20 protein-coding genes are annotated in these 22,605 nt (G+C 28.7%); 1 reads left to right on the top strand and 19 read right to left on the bottom strand.

The annotated features are described in order from the left end of the window. Positions 1-324: 324 nt before the first annotated feature. Positions 325-1,509, top strand: coding sequence for a pyridoxal phosphate-dependent aminotransferase (locus tag ACYUEW_RS11335; RefSeq protein ID WP_045898117.1), 1,185 nt, complete (start codon positions 325-327; stop codon positions 1,507-1,509). A gap of 308 nt (positions 1,510-1,817) precedes the next feature. Here ACYUEW_RS11335 and ACYUEW_RS11330 read toward each other — a convergent pair whose 3' ends face one another. From ACYUEW_RS11330 to ACYUEW_RS11240, 19 genes are all read right to left on the bottom strand, one after another. Beyond that, positions 1,818-2,363 carry a cyclase family protein gene (locus ACYUEW_RS11330; RefSeq protein WP_460276790.1) on the bottom strand — a complete coding sequence of 182 codons (546 nt, stop codon included), beginning with the start codon at positions 2,361-2,363 and terminating at the stop codon, positions 1,818-1,820. Between the two features lies 1 nt (position 2,364). Then, the gene (locus ACYUEW_RS11325; protein ID WP_003489364.1) at positions 2,365-2,835 is read right to left on the bottom strand and encodes a MarR family transcriptional regulator; all 471 of its coding nucleotides are present in this window, start codon (positions 2,833-2,835) and stop codon (positions 2,365-2,367) included. Positions 2,836-3,586: 751 nt separating this feature from the next. Then, positions 3,587-4,495, bottom strand: a complete 909-nt coding sequence (locus ACYUEW_RS11320) for a hypothetical protein (protein ID WP_460276789.1) — start codon at positions 4,493-4,495, stop codon at positions 3,587-3,589. Positions 4,496-4,666: 171 nt separating this feature from the next. Continuing rightward, entirely contained in the window at positions 4,667-5,251 is a 585-nt protein-coding gene (locus tag ACYUEW_RS11315; RefSeq protein WP_003489360.1) for an accessory gene regulator ArgB-like protein, read from the bottom strand. Beyond that, positions 5,251-5,394, bottom strand: coding sequence for a cyclic lactone autoinducer peptide (locus ACYUEW_RS11310; RefSeq protein WP_073860740.1), 144 nt, complete (start codon positions 5,392-5,394; stop codon positions 5,251-5,253). Before ACYUEW_RS11310 ends, ACYUEW_RS11315 begins: the two co-directional genes overlap by 1 nt. 186 nt (positions 5,395-5,580) lie before the next feature. Next, complete coding sequence (locus tag ACYUEW_RS11305) at positions 5,581-6,594, bottom strand: sensor histidine kinase (protein ID WP_460276788.1); 1,014 nt, start codon at positions 6,592-6,594, stop codon at positions 5,581-5,583. 270 nt (positions 6,595-6,864) lie between these two features. Next, a complete protein-coding gene (locus tag ACYUEW_RS11300; RefSeq protein WP_003489354.1) occupies positions 6,865-7,581 on the bottom strand; it encodes a LytR/AlgR family response regulator transcription factor in 717 nt (238 codons plus the stop codon). A gap of 268 nt (positions 7,582-7,849) precedes the next feature. After that, positions 7,850-9,247, bottom strand: coding sequence for an FAD-binding oxidoreductase (locus ACYUEW_RS11295; RefSeq protein ID WP_460276787.1), 1,398 nt, complete (start codon positions 9,245-9,247; stop codon positions 7,850-7,852). Positions 9,248-9,306: 59 nt separating this feature from the next. Further along, the gene (locus ACYUEW_RS11290; RefSeq protein ID WP_163200664.1) at positions 9,307-10,509 is read right to left on the bottom strand and encodes an electron transfer flavoprotein subunit alpha/FixB family protein; all 1,203 of its coding nucleotides are present in this window, start codon (positions 10,507-10,509) and stop codon (positions 9,307-9,309) included. A gap of 29 nt (positions 10,510-10,538) precedes the next feature. Then, positions 10,539-11,327 (bottom strand): electron transfer flavoprotein subunit beta/FixA family protein, encoded by a 789-nt coding sequence (locus ACYUEW_RS11285; RefSeq protein WP_003489348.1) that lies wholly within the window; start codon positions 11,325-11,327, stop codon positions 10,539-10,541. Positions 11,328-11,369: 42 nt separating this feature from the next. Next, positions 11,370-12,644, bottom strand: coding sequence for a nickel-dependent lactate racemase (gene larA, locus ACYUEW_RS11280; RefSeq protein ID WP_460276786.1), 1,275 nt, complete (start codon positions 12,642-12,644; stop codon positions 11,370-11,372). A 27-nt stretch (positions 12,645-12,671) separates the two neighbouring features. Then, the gene (locus ACYUEW_RS11275) at positions 12,672-14,195 is read right to left on the bottom strand and encodes an L-lactate permease (protein WP_003489343.1); all 1,524 of its coding nucleotides are present in this window, start codon (positions 14,193-14,195) and stop codon (positions 12,672-12,674) included. A 480-nt stretch (positions 14,196-14,675) separates the two neighbouring features. Further along, on the bottom strand, positions 14,676-15,446 hold the full coding sequence (locus ACYUEW_RS11270; RefSeq protein ID WP_040109380.1) for a hypothetical protein: 771 nt from the start codon (positions 15,444-15,446) through the stop codon (positions 14,676-14,678). A 14-nt stretch (positions 15,447-15,460) separates the two neighbouring features. Next, positions 15,461-17,134 carry an AAA family ATPase gene (locus tag ACYUEW_RS11265; protein WP_460276785.1) on the bottom strand — a complete coding sequence of 558 codons (1,674 nt, stop codon included), beginning with the start codon at positions 17,132-17,134 and terminating at the stop codon, positions 15,461-15,463. Between the two features lies 1 nt (position 17,135). Beyond that, positions 17,136-17,741, bottom strand: a complete 606-nt coding sequence (locus ACYUEW_RS11260; RefSeq protein WP_003489337.1) for a 4Fe-4S single cluster domain-containing protein — start codon at positions 17,739-17,741, stop codon at positions 17,136-17,138. Further along, complete coding sequence (locus ACYUEW_RS11255; protein ID WP_040109376.1) at positions 17,741-18,562, bottom strand: helix-hairpin-helix domain-containing protein; 822 nt, start codon at positions 18,560-18,562, stop codon at positions 17,741-17,743. Before ACYUEW_RS11255 ends, ACYUEW_RS11260 begins: the two co-directional genes overlap by 1 nt. Before the next feature lies 1 nt (position 18,563). Next, positions 18,564-18,779 (bottom strand): DUF2997 domain-containing protein, encoded by a 216-nt coding sequence (locus ACYUEW_RS11250; RefSeq protein WP_163200656.1) that lies wholly within the window; start codon positions 18,777-18,779, stop codon positions 18,564-18,566. A 374-nt stretch (positions 18,780-19,153) separates the two neighbouring features. Continuing rightward, positions 19,154-21,628, bottom strand: a complete 2,475-nt coding sequence (locus tag ACYUEW_RS11245) for a WG repeat-containing protein (RefSeq protein WP_040109372.1) — start codon at positions 21,626-21,628, stop codon at positions 19,154-19,156. Between the two features lie 114 nt (positions 21,629-21,742). Next, positions 21,743-22,126, bottom strand: a complete 384-nt coding sequence (locus tag ACYUEW_RS11240; RefSeq protein WP_003489330.1) for a response regulator — start codon at positions 22,124-22,126, stop codon at positions 21,743-21,745. Between the last annotated feature and the right edge of the window lie 479 nt (positions 22,127-22,605).

The following is a 22,605-nucleotide window of genomic DNA, read 5'->3' as shown; positions in this document are numbered from 1 at the left end:
GTTATAATAATAACAAACATGTAGAAATGTAGAATTTGTATAAAAATCATCTATCTCTTTCTCAATATATATCTACACATGAAAGCAAAGTCTATTTTAAATATAATTTTTTATATTTAAAATAGACGGAGCTTTTATAAATATGAAGAGGTATGGATATTTTGTTAAATGTCAGAAAATTCAAAAATTCTATACCAGGGGAAAGTGTTATAAAGTAAAATAAATAGATGATGAAAAATATTTAAAAATTTAAGGAACTAATATCTTATAAAAGATGTTAAAGATAATAAGTTCAAACTATATTGTTTTTAGGGGGAAATTAAAATGATTTCAAATGAAATGCTTAATCTTGGAAAAAAACGCTCTATAATACGTGATATCTTTGAATACGGAGCAACTAGAAAAAAAGAAATAGGCGCAGAAAATGTATACGATTTTAGCTTAGGAAATCCTAGTATTCCAGCACCAGATTGTGTAAATGAAGCTATTAAAGAGTTATTAGAAAAAGAAGATTCTATACGTTTGCACAGCTACACATCAGCCCAAGGAGATCTTAGTGTTAGAAAAACAATTTCAGATTCTATTAACAATAAATATTCTACAAACTTGAGCCCTGATAACATATATATGACAGTTGGAGCAGCAGCTTCACTTAGTATATCTTTAAAGGCATTAGCTGTTCCAGGAGATGAATTTATTGTTTTCACTCCATTTTTTCCTGAATACCGTGTATTTATTCAAAATGCTGGTGGAACACCTGTTGTAGTTAAGTCCAATGAAGAGAATTTTCAAATTGATATAAATAATTTAATTGAAGCAATAACACCTAAAACTAAAGCTGTTCTTATTAATTCTCCTAATAATCCTTCTGGGGTTATTATATCTGAGGAAAGTATTAAATCACTTTGTAAGGTACTTGAAGAAAAATCAAATGAATATGGTCATCCAATATATTTAATTGCAGATGAACCTTATAGAGAATTAGTTTATGATGATATTGAAGTTCCTTATTTAACAAAATACTACGCTAATACATTCGTTTGCTATTCATTTAGTAAATCTCTTTCATTACCAGGAGAAAGAATAGGATATATAGTTGTATCTAATGAAATGGAAAACTGGCAAGACGTATATGCTGCAGTATGTGGAGCAGGTAGATCATTAGGATATGTGTGTGCTCCAAGTTTATTCCAAAGAGTAATTGCAAAATGTATTGGCCAAACTGCTGATATCTCAGTTTATAAGAAAAATAGAGATTTATTATATAATGGACTAACTAAATTAGGTTATACATGTGTAAAACCAGATGGTGCATTTTATCTATTTGTTAAATCAATGGAACCAGATGCTTATGCTTTCTATGAAAAAGCTAAAAAGCACGAATTATTAATAGTTCCTGCTGATGATTTTGGAGCTCCGGGCTATGTAAGAATTTCTTATTGTGTTACAACTGAACAAATAAAGAACTCTATGCCTGCTTTTGAAAAACTTGCAAAAGAGTATAAATAGTAAATAAGAATTATATAAAAATAGGACAACCGCTAATTAACTGTTAAGGGTTAATTAGCGGTTTTTAATATTATTAATTTAAATCATGAGTTACCTTTAATATATTCTACATAATTTGAATATTCATATTAACCTTCCAATATCTATATTTATTTTTACAATCAACCTAATTGTTTTTTGATTATATTAACTTCTCAATAATTAATAAATCTATATTCATCTTTCCAGCCAACATAATTGTTTCCTTGATTACACTCATTTTTTCCCTATCACCATTAACTAGGTTTTTTGTGTACTTTATAGTGAATTTATAAAGTTTCAATTTGAACTTTTATGGCTGTAGCACCTTCTAATTGAAACCATTTTAAATCTGCCTTAAATTCTGAATCAACTTTATCTAAATTACATATATTTTCTACCACATAAGCTCCTTTATTTTCAACATATTTATCTATGGCTACGTGATGTTTTCCATGCTGTATTCCACTTAAATCAATCCCTATTAATTTTACATTAAGATCTAGTAATTTATCTACAAGATCATTAGTTAAGTATGGACTTGATTTAGAATTAAAATACTCTTCACTTCCGTACCCATAGTTTTCTAGATATCCTGTTCTAAATATTACAAAAGAATCCTCTTTAATCGATATATTATCTAATATATTAATGTCTATAATATCTAATTTTCTAGCATCTATTACCTTAACATCTATTTTTGACGGTAGCTCTATTTTTGATAGATTATAGCAATCTATATGAGTTCCTATATGTTGTCTTTGATGTGCTGGTTGAGAATCTCCCCATTTTAATATTTTTTCTGGAATATTAAATTCCTTTAAATGTAAATTCATATTATATATCTCCTTTTGATTCTATTATTTTATCTAAATAGCTATTAAATTTTTTTAAAAAACTATCTACAATTTCTTGTTCTTCTTTATCTACATTTTTAAAAAAGTTATTATTTCTTTCTTCCCACTCCCTATGTTTTATTTCATGACGTTTATATAATTCTTCACCTGATTTTGTTAATTTAAAATATATCTCTTTATCATTCTCAGGTTTTTTATATTTATGGATAAGATTATTATTTAAAAGTTTTTTGCAAATTTTACTTATGGCGCCTCTAGTCATATTCATACTTTCAGATATTTTAGTGACATTAGGATTATCTATTTTGCCTATGAAATCTATACAATGTATTTCTGAAACCCCATACTTTTCATATTCCCCCCTAAATGCTATCTTTCCTAAGATTTCTTCTTTTTCATATATTTCTTTAAAACCTTCCATAATACTATTGATATTATCCACTTCAAACACCTACCTACTATTTTTAACAAAACAATAACACAATTTTTTGTTTCTCCGGATACAATATTAATATATTTTTGTTTCCATGTCAACAATTTTATAGAATTTAATTTATTTTATGATTCAATTACAGGCTCACTTTTTTATGGAATACAAAAAAGCTATAAGAATAATAATTCAAATAGCTTTTTATCAATAATTTATAAATTGAATTTAAATAACTCCCTAAGAATATACTAATTGGGATCTATCTTGGTATTTGTGCTTTTTATCAACTTTTACTTTCTTAGATTGAAATGAATGATTAAACATGCAACAAAGAACTTACTAAACAATTGGCCAAATATCAAAAATTGGGCTTTGTAAAGTTAAGTTCTCCTTTTTCTAAAATTCTAAATTTCATAATAATCCTTAATTTATATTAATGCAGCAGTTAAATCAATAAAAATTATATTATATATAAATTAAGCATTCCATTTTCCAAGACCTTAAATCTTATAATAAAACCTCCTTTAATTTATATTGGATATGTTAAGCTATTTAAACATTACTCTTTTCAACTCTAGTAAATATAATGAATTTTTTTAAAAACAAATATACCACAAAATAAGTAGAAAAGAATAATGAACAAAACAATTGTAAATTGCTTTCTTTTCCATTTTAATAAAATATAAATTGGGATTTCATTAGAAAGCTAATAAAAAACTATCAATATAAAAAATACAAAGGCCAATTTTATATATAAATATAGTAATAAATATTATTGTTGTCTAATTAAAACTTTACGTAAACGTTCTTTATTTATAACTGTTTTTATAGCTGTTTTTCCTTGTTTAATTTTTATTGGTTTGAATATTGCTAAACCATGTTTTTTGCAATATTCAAATTGCTCTTTTGAATACATATCATAAGGATAGGTAACAGGCATTTGCTCTGGCTCCATTTGGTTATAACTGTACTTTGAGTCTGATGGTAAATTTAAAATTATATTACCTGATGTGACTCCTGCAGTTATGGAATTCACATTATCAATACTAGATAATGCAAGGTCTAATGCATTTTTCCCATCTGAAGGTATATTTACTTTAAACACTGCGCTGTCCAAGGGATTTATATTTGCACCAGTTATAGTACCAATATTAGTTTGAGCATGAATTTTTGCTGAAATATTTTGTAAATCAATATTTCCTAATTCACTGTAAATACGTACTTCTTTAATTGTATTTGGTATTTGCACATCAAAATTTACTTGTATTCCATTTGCATTTGAACTGGATTTAACCCAATCCCAATAATTACGAGTTTTATTATTTGCATATAAGGGTTCGTAAAAAATTATATCCTTTTCAATTTTAGGTTTAATGACAAGATTATTTAACTTTTTATCTATATCTTTCATTGACTTAGTTTGTACCAACTTTGCCTTAACCTTCAAATCATTAGTGTCTGATTTGCTAATTCTAACATCACCGTTAGAGTTAAAAATAGACAACACATCAACATTTGGTTCTCCCTTATAGTTATAAACATCATGCACAATAGGAGCTTCAAGTGTATCTCTATCTTTTCCATTTTTAAAATCATTTAAGGTTCTATTTGTAGAACATGCACCTAATAACACTCCAATTGTACCAATCAGTAATAGGCTTACTAATTTTCTTGTTAACATAGTCAATCCCCCTAAACTTGTTACATGGATTCATATTTCTTTAATTTTGAAAATCATGTTATTAGTTCTATCTTAGTACAATTTTTATTATTACCTTCTTCTTTTTCTAATTTATTTATCACACTTATAAAAAAAGTTATCTTCAAAACAAAAACATAACTAGTTTGAATTCTAATAATTTTTTACTATAATTGCATTTTTTATTTTTCCTAGTATTAGCATAAAAGCTATTATGAATAATGCCATTATTATGGTTATTGAGATTTGTTTATTATCAACAAACCAAAATATCAATCCTATTCCAATCAAAACAAGTAATATAATTTTTGTTCTTTTTCTATAAACATCTATTTCCTTTTGATCTAGGGGTTTATTACTATCTTCTACTGGTTGAAGAGTAAATATTATACTTGTAGCACAAAAGGTTATAATACTACAAATAAAATTATTCCAATATATGAACTTTATTCCTAAAAATACTACTATCATAATAATTATGGAAAACATATAACATCTTAAGGGTGTTTTTGCATGATATCCCCCAGCATAAGATCTTAGGGGGATATATGCCATTAAAAAAATCACACTTTCCAATACCATTTTAAATAAAAGGCCTATAGCTATGGCAGTAAGGATATTAAAAATTATTAAAAATCCTTGATGGAATCCATATGTATATAACTCTTTATCCTCACTCTCAATGATATTTCCATCAATGAGTTTGTCCACAACTTTTTCTGATATAGAAAATCCCATTAGAATTTTCGCAATTTTTCTGCGCCTTTTGGCATCTTAGGTTGATGAACAAGGAATATACAAGCTGCGTTTATATTATAGGCTGTAACCATCAGTGCCAAACTGGCTAAAATTTTACCCATCTTCATTTTAAAACTTCTCACTGCTCCTCCTCCATTTCTGTTAGAATTATTTCATACTTCTATTAAACCACTTTTATTTTTCTGTGCAGACTTTTGCAGCGAAATATATATTCTTTTGCAGTGAACTAAGATTTTTATAAAACTTATATTTTAAATCCACAAAATAGCAGCAGAATCTTTTACAATTCCGTTGCCACTGCTATTTTTTTAATTAATATAAAGTAACAAAGTCACTGAAAATACATTGTCATCATGCTGTATTTCCATAGAGCCATCATATTTTTTTAAAATAACTTTTATGCTCTCAATTCCTATACCATGATTGTTTCTATCCCCTTTAGTTGTAAGCATTTTGTTACCATTTATTAATATTTCTCCATTAAATGGATTATCAATTCTAACAATCAATCTTCCCTTAGTGTATTTCATTTTAAAATTAATATATCTATTACATTCTAGTTTATCTACTGCATAGATTGCATTGTCCATCAAATTCCCAAGAATAATTGACATATCAAATGACGGAATCTCTATACTCTCAGGTATATTTAAATTAAGATATGCACTTATATTCTTCTGTCTTGCTTCCTGAAGTTTAAAATTAAGAACGCTGTCAATAGCGGTGTTGCCTGAATATACATATTCTTCCTTGCTATTATACACTTCTATGATATCTGATATGTGCTTTAATGCTTCTTCACTTTTTTCCTTTTGCAACAAAGAATAAACTGTTAATAGATGATTCTTTAGATCATGCTTTATAGCCTTCGTTACTTTCATGGAAGATTTCATCAAATTAAACTGCCTCTCATAGTACTTATTTTGCTGAATAATCCATAACTTTTCTGTTTGCTTTGCACAGGTTAAAGAAATTACTTCATATAAATAGAAGGTAGAAAAATTAATCATCAGTATAAATATAACCCCCACAATCATAAAGGTCATATTGGCAATATTCAAATGAAAAAGTAATAATATAATATACATAGATGCCATTGGAATAAGTGTAATGGATATCCAATAGGAAAGTGGTACTTGCTCTCCCTGCTTCGACTTTTTATATTTATTTAAAAGTAAAACTATAATATATGTAGCTAATTTTAATATAACTAAACTGTAAGCATAATAATATTTATTTTCTGCAAATATATCAAATTGCAATCCTGAAAGCAGATTAATCACAATGATTTCAATACACATCAAAATTAAATAGATAAACATAACCACAAAAATTCTTTTTTTCATGTTAGATTTATAGTTCAGGGATATTATAAAGAAAGAGAAAATATTACACAGCATCATGACTATCGGAATTTTTATAAATAAGTAAACCAAAGAAATAGCAAAAAAATATCCCACATAGGAATATATCTCCATTTTCTTATTTGCATCTTCACGCGAAAAAAACACCATCATAAACTTAAAAATGATGTATGTTCCGAAAATATTAGTTGTAATATATAAAAAGTCATACATATTAATATTCATCATTTAACCCTCATTTTCAAAAGCAATCTGGAGTTTTCTTACTTCGCTCCTTCTTGATTGTCCTATAGGAAGACAGGAGGAACTAGACATAATAACTTCCTCATATTTAAACCGGCTTACATGAATATAATTTATGATATATGACCTGTGTATACGAATAAATTGATATCTAGCAACCCTATTAAATATTTCATCTATAGCTCCATAAAACATATCTTCTCCTCTTGTTGTAACTATCTTTATTTTTCTGTTGAGACTCTCAAAATAAATAATGTTTTTAATAGGTACCCTTAATATTTCATATCCCTTCTTATAGCTAAATACAAACCTTTGTTTTTGTAATAATTTCATTGCTAAATTTAAATCTGCAATAATCTTTTTCCTATTAATTGGTTTGGATAAAAAGTGCATAGGCTGTACATCAAATAATTGCCTATCATAGCTGTCTTTACCTGAAATATAAACAATTTTGGTAAGATAATCATCCATTTCTTGCCGTATTTTTCTTCCTACTTCAACACCATTCATCTCTTTCATTTCAATATCTAAAAATATTAAATCAAAAGATTGTCCCTTTTCCATATATCTACATAATTCTTCTCCAGAATAAAACACTTCAATTTCTATTTCTTCAAAATTATATTTTTGATAATTTAACAAAACATTCTCAATGTCCCCACAGATAACGGGCTCATCATCGCAAATTGCTACTTTAAACATAAACGCAACCTCCCCATACTCCTAGTCTGTGTAAAATTAAAGTAATAAAGTTTATTTTTAAAATTTACGATGAAGTTTACTATCCATCATGGTAAATTTTACTACATATTTGAGTTTTTTTCCACAATAATCCAAGTACTTATAAAAAAAATTCATCTATTATATATTCTAATACTAATGTTTCATACAAATAAAAAATGAAGAAGCTCACGAATTAGAAAAATATTCATGAGTTTCTTCATTTTTCACTTTAAAAAGCTCTATTATTTTACTGACAAACTTTACCTGGGTTCAATATATTCTTAGGATCAAATGCTAACTTAATATTTTTCATAAGTTCCATGTATTCCTCACCATATTGCTCAAATAAATAAGGTTTTTTAGCAAAGCCTATCCCATGTTCTCCAGAAACTAGTCCATTTAATTCTACAGATTTTTTGTACATACATTCAAATACATTCTTTAACTTTCTGTCCCATTGTTCTTTAGTTAAGTTATCTCTTAATACATATACATGTAAATTTCCATCTCCTGCATGACCAAAACTTCTTATTCTTACATCAAATTGTTCTTGAAGTTCATCTGTATATTTCACAAAACTTGCCACTTTATTTCTTGGAACTACAACATCACATTCATCCATTTCTGTAGTAGATGCTTTAACTGCTTCAAGGAATGCACCTCTGGCTGACCATACTGCTTCTTTTCTTTCATCTGTATCTGAAATATATACGTCAAGAGCTCCTTCTTCTAAACAAATATCTGCCACCTTTTCATAATCTTTTTCTATGTCTTCTTTAGTATTTCCATCAAAAGTTAATAGTAAATACGCATCTGAAGAATTGTCTGGAAACTTCTTTCCTAAAAATTTTTCTGCTGCTAATATAACCTCCCTTTGCATGAATTCTATGGCAGTTGGTATTGCTTTTGATTTTATTATTTTTGGCACAGTATTTATTGCCATTTCTAAGTTTGGGAATGGTATAAGCAAACTTATAGCCTTCTTTGGCAATGGTAATAATTTTAATATAGCTTTTGTAACTATAGCTAAAGTTCCTTCTGCGCCACAAACTAAATCCTTTATGCTATATCCCGAACTATTTTTAACTACCTTTCCACCAATTTCAAGAACTTTACCATTTGGAAGAACTATTTCTAATCCTCTTATATAATCTCTTGTAACCCCATATTTTACTGCTCTCATTCCACCAGCATTAGTACTTATATTTCCACCTATAGTTGCTGATTTTTCACCTGGATCTGGGGGATAAAAAAGATCATGCTCTTCTACAAATTTTCCAATCTCCATAAGGAGAACTCCTGGCTCTACAGTAAGAGTTAAATTTTCTTCATCTATTTCTAATATCCTATTCATCTTTGTCATGTTTATCATTATTCCACCATGAATTGGAACAGATGCCCCTACAAGTCCAGTTCCTGATCCTCTTGCAACTACGGCAATATTATTCTTATAAGCATAAGCCATTATTTTTGATACTTCTTCTGTACTTAAAACTTCCACCATAGCATCAGGGATTTTACTTATTCCACCAAGTTCATCATGACTATAGTCTTCATTTATATCTTCACCTGTATATACTCTTTCCTGCCCTACTACACTTTTTAGAAACTCTATATCTTTAACATCTAATTTTTTATACTCCATAATAATTACCTCCAAAATTGAATTATCAGTTAGTCAATTAATCCTTAATACCCTAGAAATTATACGGCTAATGCTTTACCTTCTTTTATATTATTTATAAGTGTTGGTATTACCTCATAAATGTCTCCTACTATTCCATAATGAGCTACATTAAATATAGATGCCTTCGGATCTTTATTTATTGCTACTATACAATCTGCATTATTCATTCCAGCTGTAAATTGTACGGCTCCTGATATACCACAAGTAATTATAAGTTTAGGTTTTACTGTTCTTCCACTCAAACCTATTTGACGTTTTGCATCTGTCCATCCTGCTTCTATTAATGGTCTTGTTGTAGCTATTTGAGCACCTATTAATTCTGCCAGTTCATTTATCATATCTAAATCTTTTTCTTTTTTAAGTCCTCTTCCAACTGCAATTATTATATCCGCATCTGATATACTTTCTTCTACTTGTTTCTTTGTTACTTTTAATACTTTTATTTGTGAATCTAAATGGCTTTTATCTATGCTACAAAGAGTTACTTTCCCCTTTTTTTCTTTACTTCTCTCTGGTGCATCCATAACCTTATATCTTACTGTTGCAAGTTGAGGTCTATTATTAGGATTTATTATTTGTGCCATTATATTTCCACCAAAAGCTGGTCTTATTTGTACTAAATCTGTATTTTCCTTTATATCTAATATTGTACAATCCGCTGTAAGTCCTGTTCTAAATCTAGCTGCTACTCTTGGTGCAAGAGATCTTCCTATTGTTGTTGCGCCTACTAATAATGTAGATGGTTTATTTTTATTTATGAAATCTTCCATAGCTTTAGTGTATGGTTCTATTCTAAAATCTTTTAATTCTTCATTATCATATACAAATACTTCATCTACTCCATAGTGAAGAATTTCTTCTGCTTTTTCCTTTATATCATGGCCAATAAATACTGCATATACTGGATGATTTATTTTATTCGCTAATTCTCTTGCTTTACCTATAAGCTCATAAGTTACTGGATGAATATCTCCATCTACATGATCTACATATACAGCTATGCCTGTCCAAAGACTCTTATCTATATGTGATTTTTCTTCTTCTACAAACTCCATAACACCCGCTGGCCCTTTTTTAACACATAGCTTACACATTTTACAAGCTGCTGAAATTTCTATTTTCCCACTATTTTCTCCTAGTGCTCCAAAAGGACATATTTTAACTAATTCCTCTATAATTGAAGGAGTTAATTTTTCTTGATTTACCACTAATTTTCCCATATTAAAATCCTCCTTAGTATTACTTTATTCTATACGAATTTCATTACTTTAAGTTTTTCTGCTAACTTGTGGCCTAATTCTTCTCCGGTACCTGTCCACATTTCTTTATCTGTATTTACTGCTGGTGGAAATATTCTCTCTACCTGTGTTGGTGATCCATTTAATCCATACATATTTTCATTTTTATCTTCAAAATCTTTTAAGCTTAACATTTTAACTTCTCTGTCCTTTGTCTCTAGTTTCTTTCTGTAGGATGGAAGTCTTGGCTCATATATATCTTTTTCTACTGTTAAAAGACATGGATATTTTACCTCTGCTACCTCTATTGTGTTTGGCATGTCCATTTCCACTACTATAGAATCATCTTTAATTTCTTCTATTTTTATTACATTTGCTATATGAGCTATATCTAGATATTCTGCCATCTCTGGTCCAACTTGAGCCGTATCACCATCTGTAGTTTGTTTTCCACAAAGTATTAAGTCAAATTCACCCATTTTTCTTACACCTTGAGATATGGTATAAGATGTTGATAAAACATCTGCTCCTGCAAACTTTCTATCTGAAAGAAGTACTCCTTCATCGGCTCCCATCATATAAGCTTCTTTTATAACTTCTGCTGCTTGAGGAGGTCCCATACTTATTACCTTTACAACTCCTCCAAATTCTTCCTTAAGTCTTAATGCTGTTTCTAAAGCATATAGGTCATATGGATTCATCTTTGAATCTACACCATCTCTTTTTAATACTCCTGTTACTGGATCCACCTCTACTTTTGATGTTCCCGGAACTTGTTTTATACATACTAAAATATCCATATAAATTACCTCCAAAATCTATTTATGTTTAATAATAAATTTTTATCTTACGATTACAGAAACGCCATCGGGTATTACCGCTACTTTAGCGTCTTCTCCCTTTAGCTTATAAGCTCTATTTAAAGCTTCTTCAAAATTATATGCATGCTCCATATGCATAGCTTTAATCATATTAGGCTCACACATATCTGTAACCAAAATAACTGTAAATTTATCTAACATCCTAGCTAATATTTGAAACTCCCATTGATCTGGAACTGTTTCACATCTAGGAACTTTTGCTATTCTATCCAAAAGCTCTCTTGGTGATTTGCTATTAGCTAAGTTATCATAAAATGATTGGCCTCCATGCCCATCATTACAAGCTGCTACCATTATTATTACCCCGCCTTCCCTACAGGTGGACTCAGCAGCTGTCATACCTTTTACTGATTGATATATATTTTGATCTAATGGATATCCTCCATTACTTGAAACCACTATATCTGCTTTTACCTTTTCAACTTTTGAAAGTTCAAGTACAAATTTACATCCTGTTTCATGGGCATATTGTCTATGTCCTGCAAAGGCATTTATAACCTTTTTTTCACTATCTATTACCACATTTAATATAAAAGCTAAACTAGCTTTTTCAGCGGCATAAAGCATGTCTTTGTGTACTGGATTATCTTTTAATATTCCAGTTCTAGCATTAGGACTAGCAATAAATTCACCACAGTGATTTGCCATTATAGTTTTTCCAGAAGCTATTCCAGGTAATATACTCTTTCTTCCACCTGAAAATCCTGCAAAAAAATGTGATTCTATAAATCCCTCTGCTATTAAAAGTTCTGTTTCCATTGCTAATTTATTTAATATGAGCTCTCCACCAGATGGTAATGTTCCAACCTTCACTAAAGTGCTGTCATCAGTTGATACATGCATAACTATATTTTCATTTTCAACTATTTCTTCGCCAAATTTATTTATAAGTTCTTCTTTTGTTGATTCTCTATGAAAACCTGTAGCAATCAATATTTTTATATCTATATCAGGATTAACCTCTCTTATTCTTCTTAAAAGTATAGGCATTGTTACCTTACTTGGTACTGGTCTTGTATGATCACTAGTTATTATAACCATGTTCTTCTTTCCCTTTACCAAATCTTCTAATTTTTCGCATTGTATAGGATTGTCCAATGCAGCCTCAACAATTTCTTCTTGACTTAAATTTCTTTTATATTTGTCTGCCTTTGATTCTAAAATCCCTTCTAAATTTTTATCTTCTATCTCTATTTCAATCATTCTCTTGTGATATGGTATTTTTATCTTTGCCATATTTCATCCTCCTCATTAGTTAAGCAATTAGAATCCAAACACAGGTGCCATAAAATAAGCCATGATTCCTAAAACGATTACGTAAACTATACAAAATTTTATAGTTGCATTTAATATTTTACCTTCTGCTCCAACAAGTCCAGTAGCCGCTGTAGCCACTGCTATACTTTGTGGTGATATCATCTTACCAGCAGTAGCACCACCAGTATTAGCTGCTGCAAGCCAGTACGGATTTAATCCTAAAGTCTTAGCTACTTCAACTTGAAGTCCTCCAAATAATACATTAGATGAAGTATCACTACCTGTTACAAAAGTTCCTAAAGCCCCGATTATAGGTGATATTAAAGGATAGTAACTACCCGTAACTGCTACTAACACAACTGCTATTGATTTTATCATTCCGCTATATCCCATAATCTTTGCCATAGCTACTATGGCTATTATTGTTATTGCAGATTTACTCATTTGCTTTATAGTTTTTACTAATACTGAAACTATTTCAGAAAACTTAGCCCCTTGTATTAATCCTCCTATAAAAGTAGCTATTATAATTAATGTTCCTGGTGTAGCAAGCCACAAGAATGTAAATGGCTTAGCATGAGCACCTGTATAAATGTAAAGAGTTGTTTGTATTTGAGATAATCCCTTATTTATTGCTGGGAACAATGGACTAGTTAAAATTATGAAAACAAAGACTAATATAAAGGGTAACCATGCTATAACTGCCTTTTTGAAAGGTATTTTTTCTACATTTTTAGAAGCAGTATCTTTATAAAATATCTTTGCCATAGCTATAGTCACTACCATACATGTTATTGACCCTAATATAGCTGGTAATTCTGCCCCCATATACTTAGCCATTAATAATTCTGGTATTGCAAATGAAAGGCCTGAAGCTAGGGCTATTCCAAAGACACCCTTAATAGATTTCACACTTTTTCCTGTTAACATTACTAAAACTATTGGAATTATGACTATTAGAACTGATAACTGTAATCCTACTGCATAACTAAGTTGAATTACATCTATGTTAGTTACCTTAGCAAGAGTTGTTACTGGAATTCCTATACCTCCAAAAGCTGTAGGTGTAGTGTTTGCTATAAGACATATTATAGCTGCAAAAACAGGGTCAAATCCAAGTGCTGCCATTATACTTGCAGGAATAGCAACTGCAGTACCAAACCCTGCTATAGCCTCCAAAAATCCGCCAAATCCCCAAGCAAGTATTAAAACCAAAATTCTCTTATCTGTAGTTATTGAAGTCATCATCTTTTTTATAGTATCCATACTTTTAGTATGAATTGATAAATTATAGGTAAATACTGCAGCAACGATTACAAGTATTATAGGCCATAAAGCCAATGCCGTTCCTTCTAAAGCAGCAGAAGCTGCATCTAAAATTGGCATTTTCCATACTATAGCTGCTAAAATTGCAGTTAATACCAATGTTGCAGGACAAGTTTTATAACCTGGCATTTTTAAAATTCCTAATGAAACCATTAACCAAGCTATAGGCACCAAAGCAATGAAACACGTTAGATACATATTCATATAGGTTCCCCCTTACGGTAATATGGTACGACCTCTTATTGCTTTCAGTTTACTCCATTTTTCATAAGATTTCTATAATAGTTATTTTCTTAACTTTGGTTAAAATTTCCTGAAGTGCGACTTTCTCCTTTCATTGTAACGTTTTCAAAAATACTATATATAAAATTTTTTTTTATTTTTACTCCTCATTTTTCGAAATTAATGAAATAAGTTATTTTCTTAACTTTCATATTTTACTATTTGTAATATGGTACTACCACATCTTTATTTATATATAAAACTATCCGATTCGCAATTTATAACATTATTAATTGATTTATAATTTAAAAATATATTTTAAAATTGTATTAAGTTAACTATATTCCTTCATTTTAACAATAGCAAAAAAGATGTACACAAAATAATTTTGCGCACATCTTTTTATAAAAAATAATATTGAACTTATTATATATTTCGTCATATATTCTCCTATTGCACGTTTTACTCTCCTATGTTAACAGTTAAAAGTATAGAATTGTCTTCAAGTACTTCTTCATTATCTATATACATATCTGTTTCATTTAATTTTTCAACTACCTTTTTATAGGTATACTCTTGTACATTATGTTTATATTCTTCATCTATTATACTAAGATGATGATAAACATTTTTTAATGAAGATGTATCTTCAATTTCAACATTATAACTTCCACCATCTTCTTTATGAAAAATTAATTGACACTCTTTAGTATTACACTGAATCTTTTCCTCAGCTAATTCTTTAGGACAAGCTCCACATTCCTTAAGAGTTTTTAAAAGCAACTCCTTATCTTTAAAATTTGTAGGAAAGATTTCTTTCTCTACCTTAGGAAGTTCTAATATTTCTTCTACTGTTGTTGAGTTTTCATTCCTATTTTCCATATCTTCAATTGACTTATATATAACCTTCCTACCTGCTTTATTATTTAAATTCATTATAAAATCAACTATCATTTCTTTGGAGTCATATTTTGAAAATACAACATTCCATATTCCATTTTCTTTTTCCCAAGTAACAAATTCTTTCTCTCCATTTATCTCTGTCTTAATTAAATCTCCATGTTTATTTATTTTATACCCAGCCTGCTTCACAGTTTTAATAATCTCTTTCTCATCTTTTAATGTTGTTGGCATATTTATTTTAGAATCTTCTACCCAGTTATCAAGGTCTTTTTCATTCATAACAACCTTAAGAGTCAAAACTGCAGGAACTAATGCTAATGATATAGACATAGCTTATACCTCCTTTAAAAATCTATAGTTCTACCACCTCTAGATATTCTTATATCATCCTCTTCCTTTTTTTCACCTTTTTTTTCTTCATTTACTTCTAAATACTCACTTCTATCCTCTTTTGCTGTGGCAGCAACTGCTCTTACATTTGCCCATTCTCTAATCTTTATAATTTGCTCTCTTTGTGTTACTGAAAGTGGAACTGTATTTTTTATTACTCTTTCTAAATCAATTACTCTTAAAGCTCTATCTTCTGAAAAGGCCTCAAAAAGTGCAGCTATGACAGCTTGTTCTATTTCTGCTCCTACAAATCCTTCTGTTATATCTGCAAGATTAGATAATAATTCTTCTGTAATACTAACTTCTTCACAAACCTCTGCATTGGTAAGTCTTTTTTTCAAATGTAGTCTAAATATATCCTTTCTTTCATTTTTTGTAGGCAAGTCTACAAAAAATATCTCATCAAATCTTCCTTTTCTTAAAAGCTCTGAAGGAAGATTGCTTATATTATTGGCTGTTGCCACAACAAATACAGGCTTAGTCTTTTCTTGCATCCATGTAAGAAAAGTTCCAAAAATTCTCATAGAAGTTCCACTATCTCCTGAGGCACTAGCCCCACTAAATCCTTTTTCTATTTCATCTATCCAAAGTATAGATGGTGATACTGCTTCTGCTGTTTTTATTGCTTTTCTCATATTTTCTTCAGAACTTCCTACAACACCACTAAATATTTTTCCCATATCTAATCTTAAAAGTGGAAGTTGCCACATTGCACTTATAGCTTTTGCAGTTAAACTCTTACCACAACCTGGCACCCCTGTTATTAATACTCCCTTAGGTGCAGGTAGGTTGTATTTTTGAGCAGAATCAAGCCAAGACTTGTTTCTCTTTAAAATCCATCTTTTTAGATTTTCAAGTCCTCCTACATCCTCCATTTTCAAGTCACTTTTTATAAATTCAAGTATTCCTGTCTTCTTAATTACTTGACATTTTTCTTCTAAAACCACATCAATATCATCAATATTAAGCTTTCCATCTTGAACCATAGCTCTTGCAAAAGCATTTTCCGCTTCCTGAAGAGTAAGTCCCAATGCAGCCTTGCAAATTTTCTCCTTCTCTGATTCATTAAGGTTCATATCAATTCTTCCGCTTTGCTCATTTACATAAATCATTTCATTAAGCATACTCTTAATTTCATCTATAGTTGGCAGATCAAAATCTAAAATAGTAATATCTTTTTGAAGTTCATTAGGTAATACCACTGTAGGTGAAAGAAATACTACACTTTTAGGATTGGGACTTGCCTTAAGTACTGTTACCAAGTCTCTAACTTTTCTTATTAAAGTATAGTCTATATTTTTTCCTTGTACTCCAAAAAATACATGGAAATCCTTTAAAATAAAAACTGCTGGTTCTTCACATTTTTCTATAAATTCTAGTGCCTTTAATGGCTGTTTAGTTTCCTCTTTTCCTTTAAGATTTTCTATAGCCATTCCATTTGTTTGGCTCCATATATAAGTTGTTCTAGGAGTTTTTATAAGTGAAGCATCCTTCGCAACCGAATTTATAACTGATATAGCTCTCTCCTCTTCCCAGGTAGATATGTAAACATAAGGAAATCTCGCTTTAAACATATTTGCTAAATATTTTTTTGTTCTTTCTGTGTTATTGCTATTCTCTATACTCATTTTATTCACCCTCCTCTAAATTTTTTAATTTGTTTTTTAAACTATTGAAATCACCCATACCATTTAAAAAAATTGTACCGTTTTTATGTAATCTCACTTCTATTTTGTTTTTTATAGAATTCAGATTATTTTCTAAATGCTTATAAGAAGAAGTTAAAAACCTATAATTTTGATTAGAAGAACCTACCCAAGGCCTTGAAATATCAAATTTGGTCTCATCAAAAGGTCCATCTATTAAAAGATCCGTAACAGATAAAAGATCATTCCACTCTTTTTTGTTAGATTTTAAAATATGCTCATAGGTATATCCTGTAAAGATTAAAACTGTTAAACCTATATTTTTAACTCTTAATGCTATATCATATACCGCTGAAGCTTGAGCAAAGGGTTCTCCTCCTAAAAAAGTTACTCCTTCTATTTCCTTAGAGTTTTTTATAATATTAAATACTTCATCCGTATCTAAAAGTTCTCCTCCTTTGAAATCCCAAGTTTCTTTAGCACCACAACCTTTACAATGAATAGGGCACCCCTGTACCCATATACAGCATCGGGTGCCCGGACCTTCTACTTCAGTTTTAGGTAAAATTCTATGTATTCTAATTTCCATTAAAAATCTACTCTTCTTCCAGACATTTTCACAGCTTCAACCGTTTTAACTGATTTGCAACATATCATAGTCTTTACTGTATCTACAAAGTGTGGTTTAACTCCTACCATTTCAATAAATTCATCTACTGAATCAAAACCATTTTTGCTATTTCTCAAATTAACTGCTTTTTTAGCTAATATGAGTCCTATACCTGGAAGCCTTGAAAGTTCTAATTCGCTACATAAATTAATATCTAAAAGTCCCTCATTATTTATACTATTTCCCATATTGTTTACTGTACTTTCTACTTTTTTGGGCATTACTGGTGGAATATTATCTATATTTTCTTCTTTATTCTTCATATGAAAATTTTCTATTTTAGCTTCTGTATTAATATTAGATTTTTCTCTTACTAAATCATTCTGTGATGTATTTTTAATTGGATCATTTGAATTTATATCATCTAACCCATATTCCTTAGCAATTTTACTTCTCATAGAGTTCATCTCAATTTGCTCTACATCATTTTTGTATTCTAAAATTTCACGCCTAATTAAATATTCTTTTCTTATTTTAAAAGAATGTACAATACAAGCTATATAATCTAAAAGAAATATAATACAGCCTATACTTTGTAGAAATCCTGTCAATTCTCCACCCATAATTAAGCCTATCCATGATATTGCTGTATATATTAATCCATAATTATACCATTTTTTTACCTTTGTCTTTTTTCCCGCAAAATACATGCCCATTCCATTTACTAAAAAAACAAAACTACTTATTATCCATAGTGATTTTTGCATTTCCCACTTATTCCCTTTTTGAGTTACAGCCATATTATATCCCTTCCTTTAGTGTTATATTATCTTCTTCATAGTTTTCAATAACCTCTTCTTCATAATATTCAGAGGTATACTCTGAATCATCTACCTTAGCCTCTAAAAGATTTTCAATTATCCCTATGTAGTTTGTACATTTTTTACCCTTTATACCTTCTACTTCTGCTTGAACAATTCCATCAGGATATATTCTAAGTTTTATTTGTTTTGTCAAAATTCTCCCTCCTATGTCAATTGTTAATAATTAAATTTAATTCCATATTGTTATATTCAACAATTTACTTAAAATTCCTCTACATAATTACATAGTATCTATAATTTATACTATTTGGGTAATAAATTATATGATATATTTAGAGAAATTTAATATATCTTAGAGAAATGTGTATTAATAATTTATGTATTTTATAAATTATTAATAGGCTATGAAGTTCATTAATTTTTTCATAGCCTTTTCATATATTTTTATTTAGTTTAAAATAAACTTAGTAGTACTGTAAAACTTTTATTTTACTATATATTTTTCTTCATAGTCTTTTTATTTTTTATAGTCTCTTTTATTTTATCTAAAATAAATTTTTCTTATTTTTAATTAAAGGACCTCCAAAATTCTCCTGTCTCATTGATTATATCCATTATATCCTCATAAGGTATTTTAAAGGTAGGAAATCCTGCAGCATAAGGTGCAATTTCATAGGGATAAAAGTATATATATAATGCATCCTTTGATACATAAAAAGGTTGATCTTCTTTTATTCCATTATAGCTATCAGGAAATATATAGGAGTATTCTGGATTATTTTTTATTTGTTCTCCTATTATATCACTTAATACTTTCACATAATTACTATCTTCTTTAAATAAATCCTTTAGTTCATAAAATTCTCCTGTAGTTAAATCTATTTTTGTATATATTTTATTTGGCATACCATGGGCTGCTCCAAAAGGAAAATTATATCCATGAAGCTCTAATACTAATAAGTTTTTGTTAAAAAACTCTATTTTGAAATCTCCTAAATAACTATATTCTAATTGAACATTTTCTTCTATAGGTTTTACTTCTGATAAAATTTTGAGCCTATTATTAACCTCATCTTCTAAAGTCTTATCTTCCATTCCCTTAAGCTTTGGATAGTATACTAAATAATCCTTATTAGGTTTATATTTTTCTTCTATAACTTTGTACTGATCATTTAAATGAATAACTGAATTTTCTTCCCATATTAAATTTCCTTCTGTATCAAAGTAAGAAATTCTATAATCCACATAAGCTTTTATTAATTCATTTTCTATAGTTAAGGTTCCACTGCCTTCTACTACAGGTAAGTTTTCCACTTTGTTGCCCTCTTTATCGATAAAAAATGTATTGTTATTATCATAAACAGAAGCTATTCCATTTTTGTAATTTGAAACTCCATAATAGATGAAATCTGTTAATATGTTACCCTCTGTATCTGCAATAGCATATTTAGATCCTATAAAAGGTGATGTTTTATCTATAGCTATTCCAACAGCCATCCTATTATCTCCTAATAAAATTATGTCATTATACTTAGGTGTTATTATATAATTTCCTTCTTTATCTATTACACCATAATTATTTATAGTATTTCCAGAGGCATTTACCACAGCTCTTCCTTCACTAAAATCCTGAGCATAGGTGAATTGCGGTTTTATAACTACATTTCCATCTTCATCTATGAAGCCATATTTTCCTCCCATATCTTCCTTAAAAGATAAAAGACCCTCTCTTAAATTTCCTACAGAAGCATATTCATATTTATTTAATATTTCTCCATCTACATTTATTAGAGCATATTCATTTTCTTTTATTCTAACCACAGCTTTTTCTTTATAAAAATCATTTGCATACTCATATTGTGCTGGTATAATTTCCTTTCCATCTCTATCTAAGTACCCATAAAGATATCCTTTATTAGTATCTATAATGCCATATTGAGCCCTTCCTTCTTTAAAGTTTCCTATATAACTATAATTTTCGGTTTTAGAAATCAATTCCTCTCCCTTTTCATTGATTATATTAAATCTTTCATTATCAATAACTATAGCTCTTCCTTCTGAAAATTCACTTATAAAGCCATACTTATGCTTTACTATATAATCTCCATTCTCATCTATAATTCCATAAAAATCATCTATTTCCACAACTGCAAGTCCATTACATTGAAATTCTAAGGCTAAATCATATATAGGCTTAATTAGAAATTCTCCCTTTTCATTTATATATCCCCATTTAACACCCTTAATAGTATTTATAGGTGCAGGATATACGCTTATATTTTTGCATTTTATAAATAATAATATATAATCCTTTAATTTTAATAACTCTCTTTTAGAAGGATAAGCTTTAGGAAGCTCTAAAGCTTTATCTATAGATTTCAAAGCATCCTCATACATCATTCCTTTAATCTGAGCATCCGCTAAGTAATACCAATATACTGGGAAGTCTGGTTCTTCCTTTACTTTTCTTTTATAAAAATCAATTACTTTCTCAAAATAATAAGGATACACATCTTCGGCTTTTACTAATTTCCCCAAACTCCATCTATATACTTCCACTTTATAAGCTTCTGCTGTGTCATGTAACCATAAAGCTATTTCATTTTTACCATTCATAGCTTTTACACTTTTCATATTTTCCACTTCAATTTTACTATAATATATCCCCTCATCTATTACTCTTTTAAAACCATATGGCGTCCACTGAAGTATATCTAACTCAGACCATATAGCACCTCTTCTCCATCCTATAATTAAATTATCTATTGTATTATCTGTTATAGGTGCCACTTTTAAATAAGAAATATCATAACCCTTTCCCTTTATATTATCTATTACACACCAGTGATTATAGTACTTTTCTAACACCATAATATAATTTTCTCCTTGCCATCTATAACCTACAATTATTTCTCCTAATCCATATCCATTTAAATCAGCTCTTATTATTAAAGGCTCATTGTTATTATCTTCTTCAACTATTATTTCAGAGCCTATAGGTAAGTACTTATTAATAATATTAAACAAATTTCTTTCAAACAAAATAATACACCTTTCATATAGTGCTTTTAACAGCATTATATGAAAGGTGTATATTATAGGTTACTTAAAATAACCTTATTATATTTAGTTATTATACTATAATTTTAATAATAATTATTTTGAAAATATTATATTTACTAAATCAAGTAACTTATCTTTAATTAAATCTTTCTTAATAAAGTAAGCCGCTCCAAGAGCCTCACATACTCCTGAATCATTAGTAAAATTATCCTTTCCCCCATCAGAAAAAACAATTATTTTGGTACCTTTATATTTTTTTTGTAATTCTACTACAACTTCTAAACCGCTTTTTTTAGGCATATATATATCTGTCATTACTAAATCAATGTTTCCACATTTTTTATATACCTCAATGCCTTCTTCACCGTCACAAGCTTCATAAACCTTGTAGTTGGCTTTTTCTAAAATATTTCTTACAAAACTTCTAATACTTGCAGAATCATCAATAACTAATATATTCTTTTGTGAGCTACTCATTTTTTATAACCTCCCCCTTACTTATTAATAAGCATCTACCATCGCAAATCAATAAAATAAAGATACCAATATTAGATTAAAATTGTACTAAATATTAATAATTATAGCTTAGACAATAAGTTGCAATAATTGCCTTTTTATTTGAAATAAATATAATATTTTAATACAGACAAAAATTATTTGACAATTTAAATCACAACTTATTAATATCTTTATACCTATAATATTAGCATAATTTAAAATCATACTAAAGTAAATTTTTATTTAATATTAATATAATTATTTTCTTTTTATTATAAAATATTCTTTAAATTTTATTTATATGTTTTTGTAATAAATTGTTATTTTATGACTTTTATTAGGTTTTAATGTAATAAATAACACCCTAATTATAAACCACTTTATTATATTTTTCAACAGAGAAAGAACTGGATATAATGTTCTTTATTGGATATATATATATTACAATAAATTATATC

Source organism: Clostridium sp. CTA-1, from assembly GCF_054768215.1.
This window is presented reverse-complemented; position numbering and strand designations above follow the sequence as displayed.